This is a genomic window from Hyphomicrobium sp. DMF-1, assembly GCF_027886585.1.
GTDB classification, from domain to species: Bacteria; Pseudomonadota; Alphaproteobacteria; order Rhizobiales; family Hyphomicrobiaceae; genus Hyphomicrobium_C; species Hyphomicrobium_C zavarzinii.
Genome location: NZ_CP115706.1, coordinates 3,222,475 through 3,238,434, shown reverse-complemented (window position 1 = coordinate 3,238,434; position 15,960 = coordinate 3,222,475). Strand labels below are relative to the sequence as shown.

Genomic DNA, 15,960 nt, shown 5'->3' with positions numbered 1-15,960 from the left:
CAGCGCGCGAGTCTGCGGGATGTGCAGCGGCTTTCAATAGCGAGAAAGCAGCCTCGTCGGAGATGTCGGGAAATTGGGCCACGATAAATCGGGCCGTGTTGATGATGTTCCGGTCGGAAACCGGAGCGTGGTGCTGGGAGCTTTGTTTTATCGTTCGCCGCAAGGTCATTTGGCATCTATCCCGCCAGATGTGCACGAGCTGAGGTCGTGTCGCCATGCAATGTGCTATCGCAGCATGAGATTGACGCAGTAGCAATCAAGCTTTGGATCAACAAACGAGCATGCATCTAGATTAGATAGTGAAAATAGATAGTTAGATCTCGTGACGCAGTGCAAAAAAATAGTGCAAAATCCAGCCGCCGGGGAGCAAGTGTCCGTCTGGAAGCGTTCGATCGGCAGGCAGGAGAGGCTGCCTGCTTCGAGAGACTCGAATTGGAAAGGGACGCTACGCGGGATCCTCTGAAAACCCGATAGCGCTAGGATCGGTTTGATAAATACCGGTCTCCAGAAGGCCGACGATCGATCTCAGATCGAGCTTTGCGATTTCGATCGCCGCTGCCGTGCGGTTGATGACGTCGAGTTTCTTCAGGACTTGGCTCGAGTGAGCCTTCGCGGTCGATTCTGTGATTTCGAGTTCATGGGCGATTTGCTTGTTCAAATAGCCCTGATGGATCAGCTTCAAAACGCGCAGCTCCTGCCTCGATAGCGACATCACCTTTCTGATTGCGCCGTCGAGGTTGGGGCTCAGCTCGGTTTGTAGCCCCGGAGAGCCCCCTGGTATGACCTGGTCCCCGGCGAGAACGGAATGAATGGCCTCGACGAGAACCTTCTTGCTCTCAGCCTTTGAGACGAAGCCGGCTGCCCCGCAGAGCAGGGACGCGTGCACGAGGGAGTCGTGGTCGGAAGCCGATACGACGATGACCGGGAGGTTGGGAAAGCACACGCGCAGTTCGAGCAGGCCGGTGAGGCTCTGGCTGTCGGGGAGCCAGAGATCCAGAAGAGCAAGGTCGAACCGCTGGGATCCGGCCAGCACGCGCAAGGCCTCGGCGATCGTGTACGCACACGTGACCGACGTATTGTCCATGGAGCTGGTGACGGCGAGTTGGAGCGCCTCGGCGTAGATCGGATGATCTTCCACGATCAGAAGCTTCGTCGTCATTGCGGCGCAAGAACCTCGACGGAAAAAGCCTCCCGGAGCGGCTCGCCGGTCTCGAGTGCTGCGTTGGGCGCGTTCTGGATCAAGGTTTCCTCCTGGGAGATCGCGGAGAGGTCCCGACGCGCCGCGTCATCGGCGCAGTCATGGCCCCGGAGCATCCCGAAGCTAAGCCGAACTGGCTTGGCGCAATGGTGTGTGCGCACCGGAGGTTCGTGTCACCAGTCCCGCTGCGTGTGGCTGGCGGGATGTGTCTCAGTCCTGAGACAGAAAGGCCCCTCCCCGTGGGCCGGAGCGATCCCGAGGGGGATGTCTGGGATCTCGGAGTATTCGGACAATCCCGCGCGGCGCATGCGGCGGTAAAGCGTGGCGCGGCCGATGCCGAGCTCCCGCGCGGCCGCGGAAACATTGCCTTTTGTGCGCGCCAGCGCGCGGCGGAGCTCCGCCTGCTCGGCGATGCGCAGGCTCGACGCCTGGCTGCCGTCGCCGATCAGGTCTGCGGCGGGTCTTTCCAGCCAATCCGTGGTCAAGCCCAGGGCCTGGCGGGCCATGCGCGTTGCGCCCACCACCAGGTCGTAGCGGTCGACGGCCAGCAAAGCCGATGGGTATTGGCTTTGCGAGGGGATCATGAGGATGCGGCAGTTCGGAAATGCGGCGCGAAAAGCCGCGCATTCGATGCGATGCGCCGCGTCGGCAATGAGCGCGCTGACGAGAGGGGCCAGGCTCGCGATCACGTCATCGCGGCAGCAGGAGACGTCGAGCACAGCCGCCAGCCGCCCCGTATGGTCGAAAACGGGGCTGCTCATACAGCTCATTTCCGTGTTGCGCGCGCGGAAGTGGTGATTGCGGAGAATGGCGACGGGACGCTGCTCGGCCAGACATGTTCCGATGCCGTTGGTTCCTTCCTTCGCCTCGCTCCAGATTGCTCCCGTCCAAAGGCCCCAACCCGAGAAGATGTCATCGTCGGACGGCAGGCCGCGCCGATCGACGATCACCCCGTCGGTGTCGGTGAGGAGGACGCAGAAGCCCGATTGGCCGAGGGTTTCCAGCATCCGATCGATGACCGGGCCGGCGGCGCCTACCAGTATGCCGAGCCGCTCGCGAGCTTCGCGCAGCCCGGCTTCCTCGATCCTTTCCGGCGGAGAGGACGCTTCGGGATTGAGCTGATGGTAGAGCAGCGACCGGCGCCAGGACGCCGCCACGGCAGATTGGGTGGCACACGACGATAGCTCCACTGTCGCACGCACAACGTCCGCGTGTCGAATATGCGGGCCATTCCTCCCGGGCTTGTTCATTCTCAGTGCCCTGCTGCTGCAGATAGGTGCCCCTGCGACATTAGATCTCACCCTTTGGTAGGGTGCAAGCTTCAATGACGGCCCGGCCTTGCTTTTTTGGGGGCCGCCAGGTCGGGGAAGAGGCTTTGGGAAGGGCGGTCTGGTTCCACGTCGGAGGGGGCGAGGGACCCCGAGCGTGCGGATCTTGGAGCAGGGCGCGCCGGCCTACTGGGTTGGCAGCTTCGTATTCATGATCGGTGTGGTCACGCCGTTCACGTGATAGCTGTGGCACAACAGGCAATCCTGACGCGCCATGCCACTGGTGTGGCAGCTCTGGCAGAGGTCCTTCTTCACCGCACCGAAGTTGGATGAGAAGGTGTGCGGATTGCCCTGCTCGTAGCTCTTGAGATAGGGGCGCTCCTTCTCGAGGTTGTGGCACGTGAGGCAGCCGCGTGACTCGACGCTGCCGAAATGCGGCTCATGGATGAAGGACGTGAAGCGTCCCTGCTTGCCCGCCGCCGACGCCGGAGAAAAATTGACGAGCCGCCCCTTGCCTTGGACGTCGTCGATGCTGTGGCACTTCGTGCAAGATCCCTGGGCGTCCTTGCCCGTGAGAGCATCGAAGACTGCCGTCGCGGGGCTCGCATTGCCCTTCGACGCGTGAGGCCCTGTCAGAACGAGCCACGAATAGACGAATTTGTCCTTGTGGCCCGTGGGGCGGTAGTAGATCGCGTAATCCTGTCGGTACCAGCCGCCATAGTCGGCCCAGCTCTCCGGATCGACATCGCTTGCGATGCTGATGACGGGCGCCGCGCCCTTTGGAGACGCCCCTGACCCGGAGGCCGGGCTTCCGGCTTCAGCGTCGGCACGTGCCTCGATGGCGGCCTCCTTGGATGCCGCGCGATCCGGCTTGGCGTCTCTGGCCTCGGCCTTTCCGTCTGCGCGTTCGGACTGCGCCGCTGCCACCGCGGGGCTCTTTGTGCCCGCTTTGATCGCGCGAAGCTCATCCTCCGTCGGGAACAGCAGATCGTCGGTTTGCTCGGTAGCTTTTCCTGGAGGCTCTTCGGCCGGAGGTTGTGCCTCCTTGGTGGCATCGGGCTTCGGCGCGGCGTCGGCGTTTCCGACGCCACCTTCCTTTAAGCTTGGTTTGTCTGCGCGATCCGGGTCGCCCGCGCGACGCACGTCATCGTTGCGATCTTCCTTTTCGGTCTTTCCGCTCGGCGGTTCGGCGTCGCCCGCCTGCTCCGCGTCCTTTCTGCGAGCCTCGATCGCGCGAGGTGTTCCGCTCGGCAAGAGCGAGCGCCCTTTGATGGGACCGCCGGTGTCCTCTCCGGATGCCCCATCGCTGCTGTCTTCCGGCCCGGCGTTCGTGGTGTAGGTCTTCACCTCCACGCCTTGGGGCTGGGCTGGTTTACTCCCGGAATCCTGCTGGCTGGGATTCTTAGCGGCCGGGGCCGCATCCTCCGAGGCCCGCGCCTCGCGTTCGGACGTTGCCCCGCCCGGGCTCGCGTCCTCGATCGTTGCGCTCCAGCCGCTTTGCTTCTGATCGCGCGCCTGCGGCCGGTTCGCCATCTCCGTCGCGAGGTTGGGAAGCCACTGCTGTTGCGCGCTGACGATCACATCGCGTGGAATGCTTGCGGTGAGGTCGGTGACGAGACCGGGGGAGAGCGTCGCACCGCCGCCGATGTTGAATGTGCCGAGCACGTCCGAGGCTTTTCCCGAGATGAGAGCGTGGAACAGCCCCTTGATCTCCCACGCGAGCGTGGTCACGGCCCGGATCTGCTCATCGGTGGCGGCCGTCAGGTCCTGCAGGTTGAGGCTGTCCACCGCCTTGATCAACGCGCGGCCGTCCTCGTTCCGGCTGATCATCATTTTCATGAACGGCGTGAGATCGGCTTCGGACGCATCGGGCCATTCGCCGACCGAGGCTTTCTTCTTTTTGAGCGTCACGAGGTCGAGGCCGGGCACGCTGAGGAACGCGATGCCTTTCGGTCCGCTGGCCCGCTCCTTGCCGACGATCTGGTCGAGATGACAGCCGATGCAGGTCTGCTCGAAGGGCGCGACCGCCATCACGCGCTTGTCCTCCCGGCTGTTGTGGCAGGCCGAGCAGGTGTCGGGGATGCGCCGTGCCGGGGTCTTCTTCGCCACTTCCGGGAAATGCTTACCGAAATGTCCGGCATGATCGTAGATGATGCGTGAGCGCCGCTTGAATGGGTAGCTCTCGAACTCCGGGTGGCGGCCGTCGAAGCTGTCGAACTTCACCACGTGGCAGGAGCGGCACTGCTCATTGGAGATCTTGGCGAGATCGAAAGTGGCGCCCCGATGCTCCTGATGACAGGTCGCGCAAAAGAGCCCCCGTTCGACCACGTCATGGGTGGGAAAGGCGGCGGCCTGCGCGCGCGCCGCGTGCGGCTGAGGGGTTTGCGCTGCGATTTTGGTCAGGCGTCTCGTGCTCTGCTCCAGCACGCCGGCCGAAGCTCCATGCGCATTGAAGGCCGTGTCCGGCATTTTGTGGCAGGTGAGGCACGCCTTGCTGTCGGCAAGCGGATCGCCGGCGACGAGACCATGGACCCAGCTTAATTTGCTGTCGCCGTTCTTGGTGTGGCAGGCGCTGCATTTCTCGATGCCGCCGTGAGCGCTCGCAAGCGGCCCCGGCATGAAAAGCTGCGTCCCCTTGGAGAGCAGCAACGCCGCGCCCACGCAGACGACAGTCGCGAGCGCGAGCGCTTTGGCAATGCGATCGCGGGAAGCGCCGGGCGCCGCCTGTGCCTCTGACTTCAGCGGCCAAACCGAGCTGATCCAGTCGGGGCGCCACATCACCAGGCTCCCGATGAAAACGCGTACGCGACGAGGACGTGCAGCACCCCGAGAACCGTCAGCCCATAAGTGACGGGCACATGGAGGAACAGCCAGCCTTTGGTGAGCGAGAGATAGACACGGGCGAAATCGAGCCGGTCCTTCTCGACGACCAGACGCCTGATGGCACCCAGTTTCTCCTGGCCCTGCTGGCCTACATAGCGCGAGAGGGCGTCGATCTCGTCGGTCATCCGCCTGAGCGGACGCTGCGAGCCGACGAGATGGGCGAGCATGTTGCGCGGGCCCTGGAAGAAGGCGCTGAGATGGGTGGAGTAAAGATCCGCGATCCACGCATCATGCGGCAGTCCCGGCAAGGCGATTGCGGTCGCTGCCGGATCGGGTGTCGCGACGATGGCATAAACCTTCTGCGCGATCTCGGCGCGAAGGGCCGGGATGCGATCGTAGCTCACGCCCTCGTCGATATGGCCCTTCGCCTTCAACGACCAAGCGAGATAGGTGCCGAATATGCCGCTCAGCGTCACCAGCACGAAGCCCGCCCACAGCGCCCATTCGAAGCCGGTATCCGGCAGAGAAAAATCCGAATGCGAGATGAAGGCGGCGATTAGCAGATATCCGGCGAAGACATGGATCTTCCGCCAGCGCGTGGCGGATTTCGGCGGGAACGCGCCCCGTTTGATGGCGACGTGGAAAGAGAGCTGCAGCCCCATCCCGCCCGCCAGAATCCAGCCGTCGAGATAGCGCGGATCGCGCAGCCCGTTGCCATAGATCCACACGAGCCAGAACAGCGCGCCCGAGAGGGCCGCGATCAGAGCCACCTGAACGATCTGGCTTGCGGGATATTTCGCCGGGCGGCGCCCGATGGCGTCAGGTGTCACGGCAGCACCTCAGGACTTACTCAAACGCGTGGCTCTGCTCCCAAAGGGATCAATTCGGCGGCTTTCTCGCTGTGCCCTTGTATTTGTCCGGCCCGGGGATGAGGCTATCGAGCCCCGTCATCGTGCTGCCGTCGTACTTCTCGGTAATGAGGACGAGTTGCTGCGAGACGCCGTCGGCTGCGGCGGTCAGGCGCCGCTCATTGTTCAGCCTCAGCCCGGCCGACTTGGAAAACTTGATGATCTCCGCGATCTCCGGCACGCCCGGCTCGGCCTGCGCTGCCGCGGTGAGTTGCTTGCGCGCGCGGTCGGCACGCTTGGCCATCTCGAAGGCGTAGAGCCATCTGACTTTCGCCCGGCCGATCCCGCGTAGCGCGGTCTCGAGCTCCACGCCGAGGCCAACGAGATAGAGCATCCGCCTGCGGGCCGCGCTGGCCGCCACGTTCTCTCTGCCCTTCGAATACCAGGTGTTGTGCCGGACCTCGCCCTGCGACCAGGACACCAGCTCGAAGTCGCTCCCGGACTTGTGCCCGCCTTTGTTGACGAGATCCTCTTGCGGCACCACGTGGCAGCCGTAGCAGTTCTTCGCCAGCAGGTAGAACGAGCGCGGCCGGATCATTCCCTTTGAATCGGAGAGCTTCCAGCGCTCCTTCTCCTCGGCCTTGCTTTCGAACAGAACGGTCTTGCCGCTGAACCCGCTGTGGACCTTGATCCAATCCTGCCCGGCGCTGTGGCAGGATTCGCAGGAGATGCCTGCGATCGGCTCCTCCCTGTTGGTCTTCTGCTGCGTCGTGAAGTGGCAGCTCTTGCACAAGTTGTCCGACTTGATGCGCCGCACGCCCATTTTATCGGCAATCTCGTTGGCTTTCGTGTTGCGCGGCAACTCGCGGAATGTTTTGAAATGATGCGTGCCTTTCCAGGCTTCGGCTTCTTCCTTGTGGCATTCCGCGCAGGCATTAGGCCCGACTGTCTTCGCTGGGTCGGACGCAGTTGCGCCCGCCGCGGCGAAGCCGAGAAGCATCAGCAAGCCGCAGACGAGAAGAACGGAAGACCGGACAGGCGAGCCAGCGCCGAGCCGGATCGACCGAAGGCTATGCGCTCTGAGGACGATAATGACTTCTCACCCTTGCGTCGGCCAAACTTGCAGCCTCCATAGGCAGCTCTCGCGGAGTGCGGAAGCGATTGAGAGCGAGCCACCCGAATGTGCGGCTCAGCGCGCTTTGCGCGGACGCGCCGTCTGTGGTCGGCAGGAAAGGATCCGCATGGCAGGTCACACCGGCCGCAGCGGCGATGCCTTTGACGGAGCCCACCATCTCCGGCCCGCCGCAGGCGTAGATCACGTCGCTCGGCAGCAGGCGCGGCAGATAGTCCGTCGGCCGGCCTGGCTGAACCGCTGAGATCGGCGCCTCGAGCGTGCTGCACACAGGCACCACATGGACATTTGGGAAGCTCGCGAGCCGCACGAGAGCGGGAGCCATGTAGAGCGATCCCAGGGCGCGTCCTCCGGCGATGATCATCATCATGCGCGCTGGGTTCTCGCGAAGCGCGGCGACGGCAATCGACCAGATCGGCGCAAAGCCGGTGTTGGTTGCGACGAGCAGCAGCCGGCCATTCAGATTGGGCCGGAAGTGCGCCGAGCCGTAAGGTCCGGAAAGCGTCACCCGATGACCGGGCTTGATGCGCTTGCCGAGCGACGAGGTCACCAAGCCGTTGCTCATGCGCCGGACGTGAAACCAGATCGACGCGCCGCTTGCATCGCCGTGCAAGGGGTGGGTGATGCTGAATGGACGGCTCGGATATCCGTTGAAGCGCATCTGCACGTACTGTCCCGCGTGATAGGGAAGCGCGCGCTGGGTCCGTATGCCGACCTCGATCACCTCCGGCGAGAGGGGGCGCAACGAGCTCAGCACACCCTCGACCGTGCGAGCACCCGAAGGTTGCTTTTTCTCGATCACCACGTCGTCGACGATGCGGCACTGGCAGGCATGAACAATGCCAGCCTCGGAGCCCGCGCCACCGCTCACCTCGCCCGCGACCAGCCTGACGCAGCATGTGCCGCAATGGCCAGCTCGGCAGTCGTGAGGCAGGTTGACGCCATTGCTGAGCGCCGCATCCAGGAGAAGCTCGCCGTGGTGCGCGAGGAAGCATTGTCCGTTGATCGTGATTTGATGACGTCGCGTCATTGTGCAGCCCCGGCAGGATTGAGGAGCGCGCTCCGAGAAATGTGTCAGGCGCAATGATTATAGGGATTTACCTAAAGACCCATCGTGGTCGGAGAATGACATTTTGTTGGCGATATACGTCTATTTGCGGAAATGAAGATTTCAAGAATAACAAATAAAAAGAAACAGCAATGGCTGTTCATGTGTCAATTGTGGCGAAATATCGGTGCCATATGAATAAGCAGATTCGCAATAACGAATTGAGCGGCGCTTTTATTCCATGCAGGATTTTGAGCGTCCGCGCGGGCGTTTGCGATGCCCAGAGTGAACCGTGTTTTTGATGCTCCGGCATGCGATAGGTTTTATCATGGATGAACAGTGTTGTGTTCATTCTGGCTCAAAGACGAAGCGAACAAAAAGCTTCTTGGAGTCAGGCGATCGCGTGGCATCTGCTCAGCGAATTGTTTTGTATGCGTTCTTCCGTTTTGGATGCTCGGATTGAACGTTGCGCGACGGTGGGTGGATGATCGTCTCAGTTTTTGCATTTTTCGCGTAATTTCTATTTTATTCGCAGCCTTATCGCCGACAATTTTCACGTACTAATTTTGGATCAGAAATTCCATGCGGCGGTCGGGCGCCGTTTTCGCGCAGGCGAGTTGAATGGGATGCTGCCCTGAAATTTATCGAGATGGTAAGGCGATGAAAAGATTGCCCGATGCTTCGATTGTTTCGTGCGTTCTCGCGAGCGCGATGCTGCTGAGCCCAGCAGTCCTTGCCCCGGAGATCCTCGGCCATGCTATGGCCGGATCAGCCGGAGCCGGGCCGGTGAAGACCGCGGAGACGCAGCGTGGAGCACCGCTCGCGCGAAGCGACAAGGCAGAAGCCAACGCGGCCGATGTGCGCACGCCACCCCAGGCGGCCAGCAAGGGGGATCAGAAGAGTAAGCTCAAGGCGGAGGAGAAATCCGTCAAGAAGGCCGATCTTGATAAGGCGAAGCCCGAGGGGCACGACAGCCTCCTCAACGACGAGACGCTCTATCCCACCGCCGCGCAATGCGGTGAATGCCACAAGCAGATTTACGAGGAGTGGGCGTCGTCACAGCACGCCTACGCGTCGATCTCGCCGATGTTCCACAAGTTCGAGCAGAAGTTCCAGGACTTGACCCAGGGCACGGTCGGCACCTTCTGCGTGCGCTGCCATCAGCAGGTCGGCACCCAGCTTGGCGAGAACCGTGAAACCCCGCTCTGGGCGCGCAGCCAGATATCGCGGGAAGGCGTGAGCTGCATCACTTGCCACCGCGTGAAGGAGCAATACGGCAAGGTCAACGGGGAGCGCCGCGTCGAGCCGGGCAAGATCTACGAGCCGGTCTATGGCAGCGGTGAGAAGAGCGTCATCAAAGACGTGCTGGCAAACAAGGAGACCTTCGCCGTCAAGACCAGCCCGAAGGGGCGCGGCAACGACATTCACAAAGGCATGATCACCAACGATCAGATCACCAAGTCGGAGTTCTGCGTGAGCTGCCATCAGGTGGCGGTCAATCTCGGGATCAAGCTCGAGATCGTCTGGGACCAGTATCGCGACAGCCCGGCGCGCAAAGCCGGCGTCACCTGCCAGGATTGCCACATGGGCAAGGTGCCAGGAAAGCCCGAAGGCTATGCGACGGCGCCCTCCGCCATCGTCGGCGGCAAGGAGGTCAACCCGGGGCGCAAGCACGCCAACCATCGTTTCATCGGTCCGGGCTACTCCATCGCTCACCCCGGCGTCTTCCCGCACAACACTAAGGCGCAAGCGATCAGCATCAAGGATTGGCTGGAGTTCGACTGGCGTGCCGGATGGGGCACCTCGGAGTTCGAGGACAAGGTCGCCGACGGCAAGGTCAAGACCGCGTTCCCGAAGCGGTGGGCGGACGCGGCCGAGCGCGAGGACGCGCGCCAGATCATCGACGAGAATCTGAAGCGACTCGACGAGCGCGACGAGATCCGCCAGCAGGTGCTTGAAAACGGCAGCCACGTCGACGGCCCGAACATCGAGGGCACGCCAGCGGTCGGCAAGGATTTGGCGTTCTCCTACAAGATCAAGAACACCAACTCCGGCCATAACCTGCCGTCTGGATCGCTGGGTGCGCAGCCTCAGCTCTGGGTGAACGTCGCGCTCCTCGATCCCGATGGCCAGAACATCTGGGAGTCGGGCTATGTCGACAGCAACGGCGACATTGCCGACCTGCACAGCCTGGACGTCGCGGCAGGGCGCATCAAGACGGATCAGCAGTTGGTGCACTTCCAGACCAAGTTCCTGACCACCAACGTGAAGGGCACGGAGCGTGAGATGTACCTCCCGGTAAATTTCGACATCGATCCGCTGCCGCATCTGCGTCCGCCGGGTGTGCCGACCACCGTGCTCAACCATCCTCCGCTCGTGCGCATGGAGAACCGCTCGTTGCCGCCGTTGGCCGAGAAGGCGGCGCGCTACAAGGTGCCGGGCAACCTCATCACCAAGCCCGGCAAATACCGCCTGGCGTTCCGCATGCGCAGCCGCGCCGAGCCGATCTACTTCATGCGTTTCGTCGGCTCCACCAAGGAAATGGAGCAGAGCATGAACGAGCGCATCATGAACTTTCACGCCTACGCCGTGGAGTTCGACGTGAAGGGCTAGCCCCGAGGGCCGGGCGTTTCGAATTGGGTGAGTTCAAAGACGCGCGTATCCAGCCTTGCTCCGCTGGTTAGTGCCACGGCGTGGAGTTCCACATGATGTGTATTGCGTACCGTGCGAGCACAACGATTGCCGGTGTCGTCCTGTCGGTGGGCGCTTATCTCGCCATATCCGGTGCGACGGCCGGTGAAAGCGCAGGCGGCGCCCAAGCGCAGGGATGGTCGACCGAAGTGTTGCCGCGGACCTCCTGGGTCGATGCCGGAGAAGGCCGCGCCGCTCCCCAGCACCTGGGCGCTGCGCCAGAGGAGGAAACTGCGGAGAAGAAGACCTCCGACAAGGCCCCCGGCAAAGCCAAGACCAAGACCGCAGCAAAAACCAAGGCCAAGGAAGATTTGTTCCGCCCCGATCCGCAATACGAAGGCGGCTACAATCCGCAAGGACAGGTCGACATCTATGGCGCGAAGAGTGCCGTCGAGCCCCCGCGCCCGCCGGTGGAGATCGGGCGTCAGCAGTACACCTCCGGCATTTATGACGAGAGCAGCACGCTCTTTGGCGCGAAGAACCCGCTTCTTCCCGGCCTTGCGGTTTACGGCGATTGGCGCACGGCGGTCGCCTACAACAACAATAACGGCAAGGACATCGCGCAGATCGCGACGCGTCTGAACCTCGACGTGGACTTCAAGATCACCGGCACCGAGCGCATTCACGCGTTCTTCACGCCGCTTCAGAAGGCAAACAAGGAGTTCACGCGCTTCGAGTTCGGCGGCGCCGACGGAAACGGAAAGTTCAACGACGAGCTCGACCTCAATCCGCAGACGCTGTTCTTCGAGGGAGACTTCGGCTCGATCTACTCCGGCCTCTCCGGCACGGAAGCGAGTTTCGATCTGCCGTTCACCGTGGGTCTCTTCCCGCTGTTCCTGCAGAACGGCATCTGGGCCAACGACGCAATCCTCGGCGGCGCCGTGAGCCTCCCCGCAAAGAACTCGGCGGCGCTCGGCCTCTCCAACTTCGACGTGACCTTCTTCGCGGCCTTCGACAACGTCGACAACGCGGGCCTCATCGGAAACGCGAAGGGCGACAACCACCTCGCCAACCTCTATGGCGTGACCGCCTTCATCGACGCCTTCGACGGTTACGTCGAAACGGGCTACGGCCTGATCCAGGGGCGTGACGAGCAGGAGGATCTTCTCACGCACTTCTTCACGGCCGCCTATACGCACCGCTACTACAACACGGTTTCGAATTCGACCCGCGTGTTCGCGAACTTCGGTGATGCTCCCAACGGAGAGAGCGATGGCGTCGCCGTCATTTCGGAAAACAGCCTGGTCACGGGCCTGCCGAGCACGCTTCTGCCCTACGCAAACTTCTTTGTCGGCTTCGGCAATCCGCAGCCTCTGGTAGACGGCAACGGCGCCGGCATCCTGAAGAACGTCGGTATCAACTTCGAGACCGATGCCCTCACCGGATACCCGAAACTCGACGACACCGGCTCCAACGCCTTCGGTGGCGCGCTCGGCTTGCAGTATCTGTTCAACCTCGACCAGCAACTCGTCTTCGAGGTGGCAATGGTGGAGCCGTTCGATAACGACGGTGTCGGCGCCAAGGACACGCAGTATGGCTTCGGCGTTCGCTATCAGATCCCGATCGATCGGGCCTGGCTGTTCCGCGCCGACGCAACCTATCAGATCCTCGAAGGCGAGGATGAAGACAACTTCGGCATCCGCGCCGAGGTCAGGAGAAAGTTCTGACAGGGGGAGGCCAGGCCATGACGTACACGAGTTTGTTCGCGAGGGGCGTGATGGCGTGTCTGCTGCTTGCGTGTCTCCTCGGAACGCCGCCGGTGATCTCGCCCGCGTCGGCCGGTCAATCCGGCGCGAAGGCGCGGGAGAGCAGGAGCTACGTTCTTGAAAGCAGGAGATACGCTCACAGGCGCGCTCGTGCCCCGCGCATCTGGTTGCCCGTGGGGCCGGCATACATCTACTACGACTATCCCTACTACTACGCCCGCGGCCACTATCCGAAGCACATCGGCGGCTATGTCTACTACATCCCGAGATCCGGAGGCGGCTGCACCGAACGGAGCCGGAAGTGTGTCGCCAAGGCGGGCTATCACCGCGCCGCGTCGTGGCGCCAGAGGAGGGCTTGCGGATGTCGTTGACGCTCATCGGATGGCTTCTGATCGTCTCGTCCGTCGCCGTGTCGGCGCCGTTGATGGTCTCGCTGCTTACAAAAGGCTCGCGGAAAGAGCGGCTGGATCTCGCCTGGAGCGCGCTTCCGCAGGATATTCACGCGCGGCTCAAGCTGCGGAAGCTGAACACTGCGACCTCCGGAAGCCTCGTCGCGGCGGCAGCGGCATTCCTTGCCGTGGCTGGCATCGGCACAGCCACATCCTACGTGGCGAAGGGGCCTGAGCCCTCTCCCGCGGAGGAGAGCGATGGCGCAATCCTCGCGCGCCTCGACGACTACACCCGCTCCATCGGGCCTGTGCCGACGGCCTCGGCAGACACCTCGGCGTCGACGTCGGACAAGATGCTTCCAGATGTGAGCACCATGATCGAGCAGCTAGCGGCTCGGCTCGAGGCCGCGCCGGGCGACGTCCAGGGCTGGCGCATGCTCGGCTGGTCCTACTTCAACACCGGGCGTTATGCCGAGGCGGCAGGCGCCTATGCGCGGGCGGTAGAGCTTGATCCGAGTTCGGAGGAGCTGAAGCGGGCGCTGGACCAGGCGAAAACGAAAGCGTCCGAAAGCAACGGAGCGGAGATGAGAGCGTCTTCGCAAACGGCGCCCGAAGGCACGGGCAGCGGCACACCGGACGCCGGGAAGGAGCACGCGCCCGAAGCAAGGCCGTCGGGCGAGCAGGGCGCCGCCATCCGGTCCATGGTCGATGGCCTGGCGGAGCGACTGGAAAGCGCTCCGCGCGACATCGAGGGCTGGACACGCTTGATGCGCTCTCGCGTCGTGCTGGGCGAGAGGGAGGCCGCCACGGCGGCGTTCCGCAAGGCGCTCGAAGTCTTCAAGGACGACGCGACCGCATCCGGCCAGATCATGGCCGCGGCGGCTGAGCTTGGCTTGAAGACCGAATGAGCGTGCGCGCTCCTGTCGAAAAGACGGAGGTGGATATGAATTTCGAAGACATGGTCAAGCGACGCCTAGAGGCCCTTCACCGGGAAGGCCGCTATCGCGTCTTTGCGGACTTGAAACGCCGCCGCGGGTGCTTTCCGGTTGCAGACTATTTCGCGACGGAAGGGCCGCGTGAGGTCACGGTTTGGTGCTCCAACGATTATCTCAGCATGGCCCAGCACCCGGCGGTGTTGGCGGCCATGCACGAGGCGATCGACGTTGCTGGAGCCGGCTCCGGCGGCACGCGCAATATCTCCGGTACGACACGCTATCACGTGGAGCTCGAGAGCGAGCTCGCCGACCTCCACGGCAAGGAAGCGGCCCTTCTTTTCACATCGGCCTACGTCGCCAACGACGCGACGCTCTCGACCCTCGTCGCGCTCGTCCCCGGTACAGTCGTCTTCTCCGATGAGAAAAATCATGCCTCGATGATCGAGGGCATCCGCCGCGGGCGGGGTGAGAAGCAGATATTCCGCCACAACGACGTGGCCGATCTCGAAGCGAAGCTCAAAAAATTTCCCAAGGGCACGCCGAAGATCATTGCCTTCGAGAGCGTCTACTCCATGGATGGGCATATCGCGCCACTCGCGGAGGTCTGCGATCTCGCCGAGAAATACGGGGCGATGACCTATCTGGACGAGGTGCACGCCGTCGGTCTCTATGGCCCGCGTGGCGGCGGCATTGCCGAGCGCGACGGCGTGATGCACCGCATCGACGTCATCAACGGCACACTGGCCAAGGGATTCGGCGTGATGGGCGGCTACATCGCAGGCTCTCGCACGCTCTGCGATGCCATCCGCTCATTCGCCCCCGGGTTCATCTTCACGACCTCGCTTCCGCCCGCGATCGCGGCAGGCGCGCTCGCCTCCATCCGCCATTTGAAGAGCAGCACGATTGAGCGGGCCCGCCATCAGGAGCGGGTGCGGACGCTGAAGAGCGCGCTTCACGCCAGGCGCCTGCCTGTCATGGACAACCCGAGCCACATCGTGCCCGTGGTGGTCGGCTGCCCCGTTCACTGCAAGGCCGTGACGGATGCGCTCCTCCACCGTCACGGGATCTATGTGCAGCCGATCAACTATCCCACGGTGCCGAAGGGTACCGAGCGTATGCGCCTCACGCCGTCACCCGTGCACACCGACGAGCAGATGGCGTGTCTCGTCCATGCGCTCGAACAGCTCTGGGCCGCTTGCCCCGTGCCGAACGGCACCTACGCCCGTCTGGCGGCGGAATAGGACCAGCGCCTCAAAGCCCCTCGGGAAGTTTCGACGCCATCATCTTGCGGCGATCGAACCGGCGGCCATCCGCGACAAAGGTGCCGTCGCCGACCGCGTGGATCATGCGCTTCTCCTTGTGCGTGGGATCGACGTAGGCTGCGACACCTTCCAGAACGACGATGTTGTGCTTGTCGACCAGGTCGACGACCTTGCACTCGATGTTGGCGACGCACTCCTTGATCAAAGGCGCCTTGACCAGCTTGCCCGGTACGGCGGTCAGCTTGAACTTGGCGAACTTGTCGGTGTCCGTGCCGGAGCATGTCCCGATCCCGACGACCCGATCCAGCAGGTCCACAGCCGGAACGGCGATCACGCACTCCCGGGTTCGCTTCAACGCCGCGAAGGAATGGTTCCACGGACCGGTGGTGAGGGCGAATACCGGCGTGAAGTCCATCACCATGGTCCAGGAGATGGTCATCACATTGTTGGTGTCTCCGTCGCGGGTCGTCACGAGGACCACGGGGCCCGGCTCGATGAGGGTGAAAGCCCGGCTCAGCTTGAGCTGGCGCATGACGGATCTCCAGTCGGCCTGCTGCGGCCGCGGCCGATGATATCAAAGCCAGCCCCACTTTGCCGAGCGTCACGCGCATCTGCCGAGCGTGACGCCTCGACACCATGCCTGCGGCCTTGGGATTTTTC

Annotated in this window: 12 protein-coding genes; 5 read left to right on the top strand and 7 right to left on the bottom strand. The window is 62.9% G+C overall.

Annotated features, from left to right (window positions below):
* Positions 1-445 precede the first annotated feature (445 nt).
* From PE058_RS14895 to PE058_RS14870, 6 genes are all read right to left on the bottom strand, one after another.
* Entirely contained in the window at positions 446-1,159 is a 714-nt protein-coding gene (locus PE058_RS14895; protein ID WP_020086134.1) for a response regulator, read from the bottom strand.
* 212 nt (positions 1,160-1,371) lie between these two features.
* A complete protein-coding gene (locus PE058_RS14890) occupies positions 1,372-2,448 on the bottom strand; it encodes a helix-turn-helix domain-containing protein (RefSeq protein ID WP_271028766.1) in 1,077 nt (358 codons plus the stop codon).
* Between the two features lie 204 nt (positions 2,449-2,652).
* A complete protein-coding gene (locus tag PE058_RS14885) occupies positions 2,653-5,244 on the bottom strand; it encodes a hypothetical protein (protein WP_271028765.1) in 2,592 nt (863 codons plus the stop codon).
* Positions 5,244-6,119 carry a hypothetical protein gene (locus tag PE058_RS14880; protein WP_271028764.1) on the bottom strand — a complete coding sequence of 292 codons (876 nt, stop codon included), beginning with the start codon at positions 6,117-6,119 and terminating at the stop codon, positions 5,244-5,246. The genes PE058_RS14885 and PE058_RS14880 overlap by 1 nt, the downstream gene beginning before the upstream one ends.
* A 49-nt stretch (positions 6,120-6,168) precedes the next feature.
* Complete coding sequence (locus tag PE058_RS14875; protein ID WP_271028763.1) at positions 6,169-7,137, bottom strand: cytochrome c family protein; 969 nt, start codon at positions 7,135-7,137, stop codon at positions 6,169-6,171.
* A 70-nt stretch (positions 7,138-7,207) separates the two neighbouring features.
* Complete coding sequence (locus PE058_RS14870; protein ID WP_271028762.1) at positions 7,208-8,299, bottom strand: 2Fe-2S iron-sulfur cluster-binding protein; 1,092 nt, start codon at positions 8,297-8,299, stop codon at positions 7,208-7,210.
* Between the two features lie 777 nt (positions 8,300-9,076).
* Here PE058_RS14870 and PE058_RS14865 point away from each other — a divergent pair.
* The 5 genes from PE058_RS14865 (at position 9,077) to hemA (ending at position 15,279) form a co-directional block, all read left to right on the top strand.
* Positions 9,077-10,930: a multiheme c-type cytochrome gene (locus PE058_RS14865; RefSeq protein WP_271028761.1), complete on the top strand. Its 1,854-nt coding sequence runs from the start codon at positions 9,077-9,079 to the stop codon at positions 10,928-10,930.
* Positions 10,931-11,022: 92 nt separating this feature from the next.
* A complete protein-coding gene (locus PE058_RS14860; RefSeq protein ID WP_198011186.1) occupies positions 11,023-12,675 on the top strand; it encodes a hypothetical protein in 1,653 nt (550 codons plus the stop codon).
* A gap of 17 nt (positions 12,676-12,692) precedes the next feature.
* The gene (locus tag PE058_RS14855; RefSeq protein ID WP_020086141.1) at positions 12,693-13,085 is read left to right on the top strand and encodes a hypothetical protein; all 393 of its coding nucleotides are present in this window, start codon (positions 12,693-12,695) and stop codon (positions 13,083-13,085) included.
* A complete protein-coding gene (locus tag PE058_RS14850) occupies positions 13,076-14,011 on the top strand; it encodes a tetratricopeptide repeat protein (protein WP_271028760.1) in 936 nt (311 codons plus the stop codon). Before PE058_RS14855 ends, PE058_RS14850 begins: the two co-directional genes overlap by 10 nt.
* 35 nt (positions 14,012-14,046) lie before the next feature.
* A complete protein-coding gene (gene hemA / locus PE058_RS14845; RefSeq protein WP_271028759.1) occupies positions 14,047-15,279 on the top strand; it encodes a 5-aminolevulinate synthase in 1,233 nt (410 codons plus the stop codon).
* A gap of 10 nt (positions 15,280-15,289) precedes the next feature.
* On the opposite strand, the gene PE058_RS14840 is transcribed toward hemA, so the two are convergent.
* Positions 15,290-15,832: a flavin reductase family protein gene (locus PE058_RS14840; RefSeq protein WP_271028758.1), complete on the bottom strand. Its 543-nt coding sequence runs from the start codon at positions 15,830-15,832 to the stop codon at positions 15,290-15,292.
* Between the last annotated feature and the right edge of the window lie 128 nt (positions 15,833-15,960).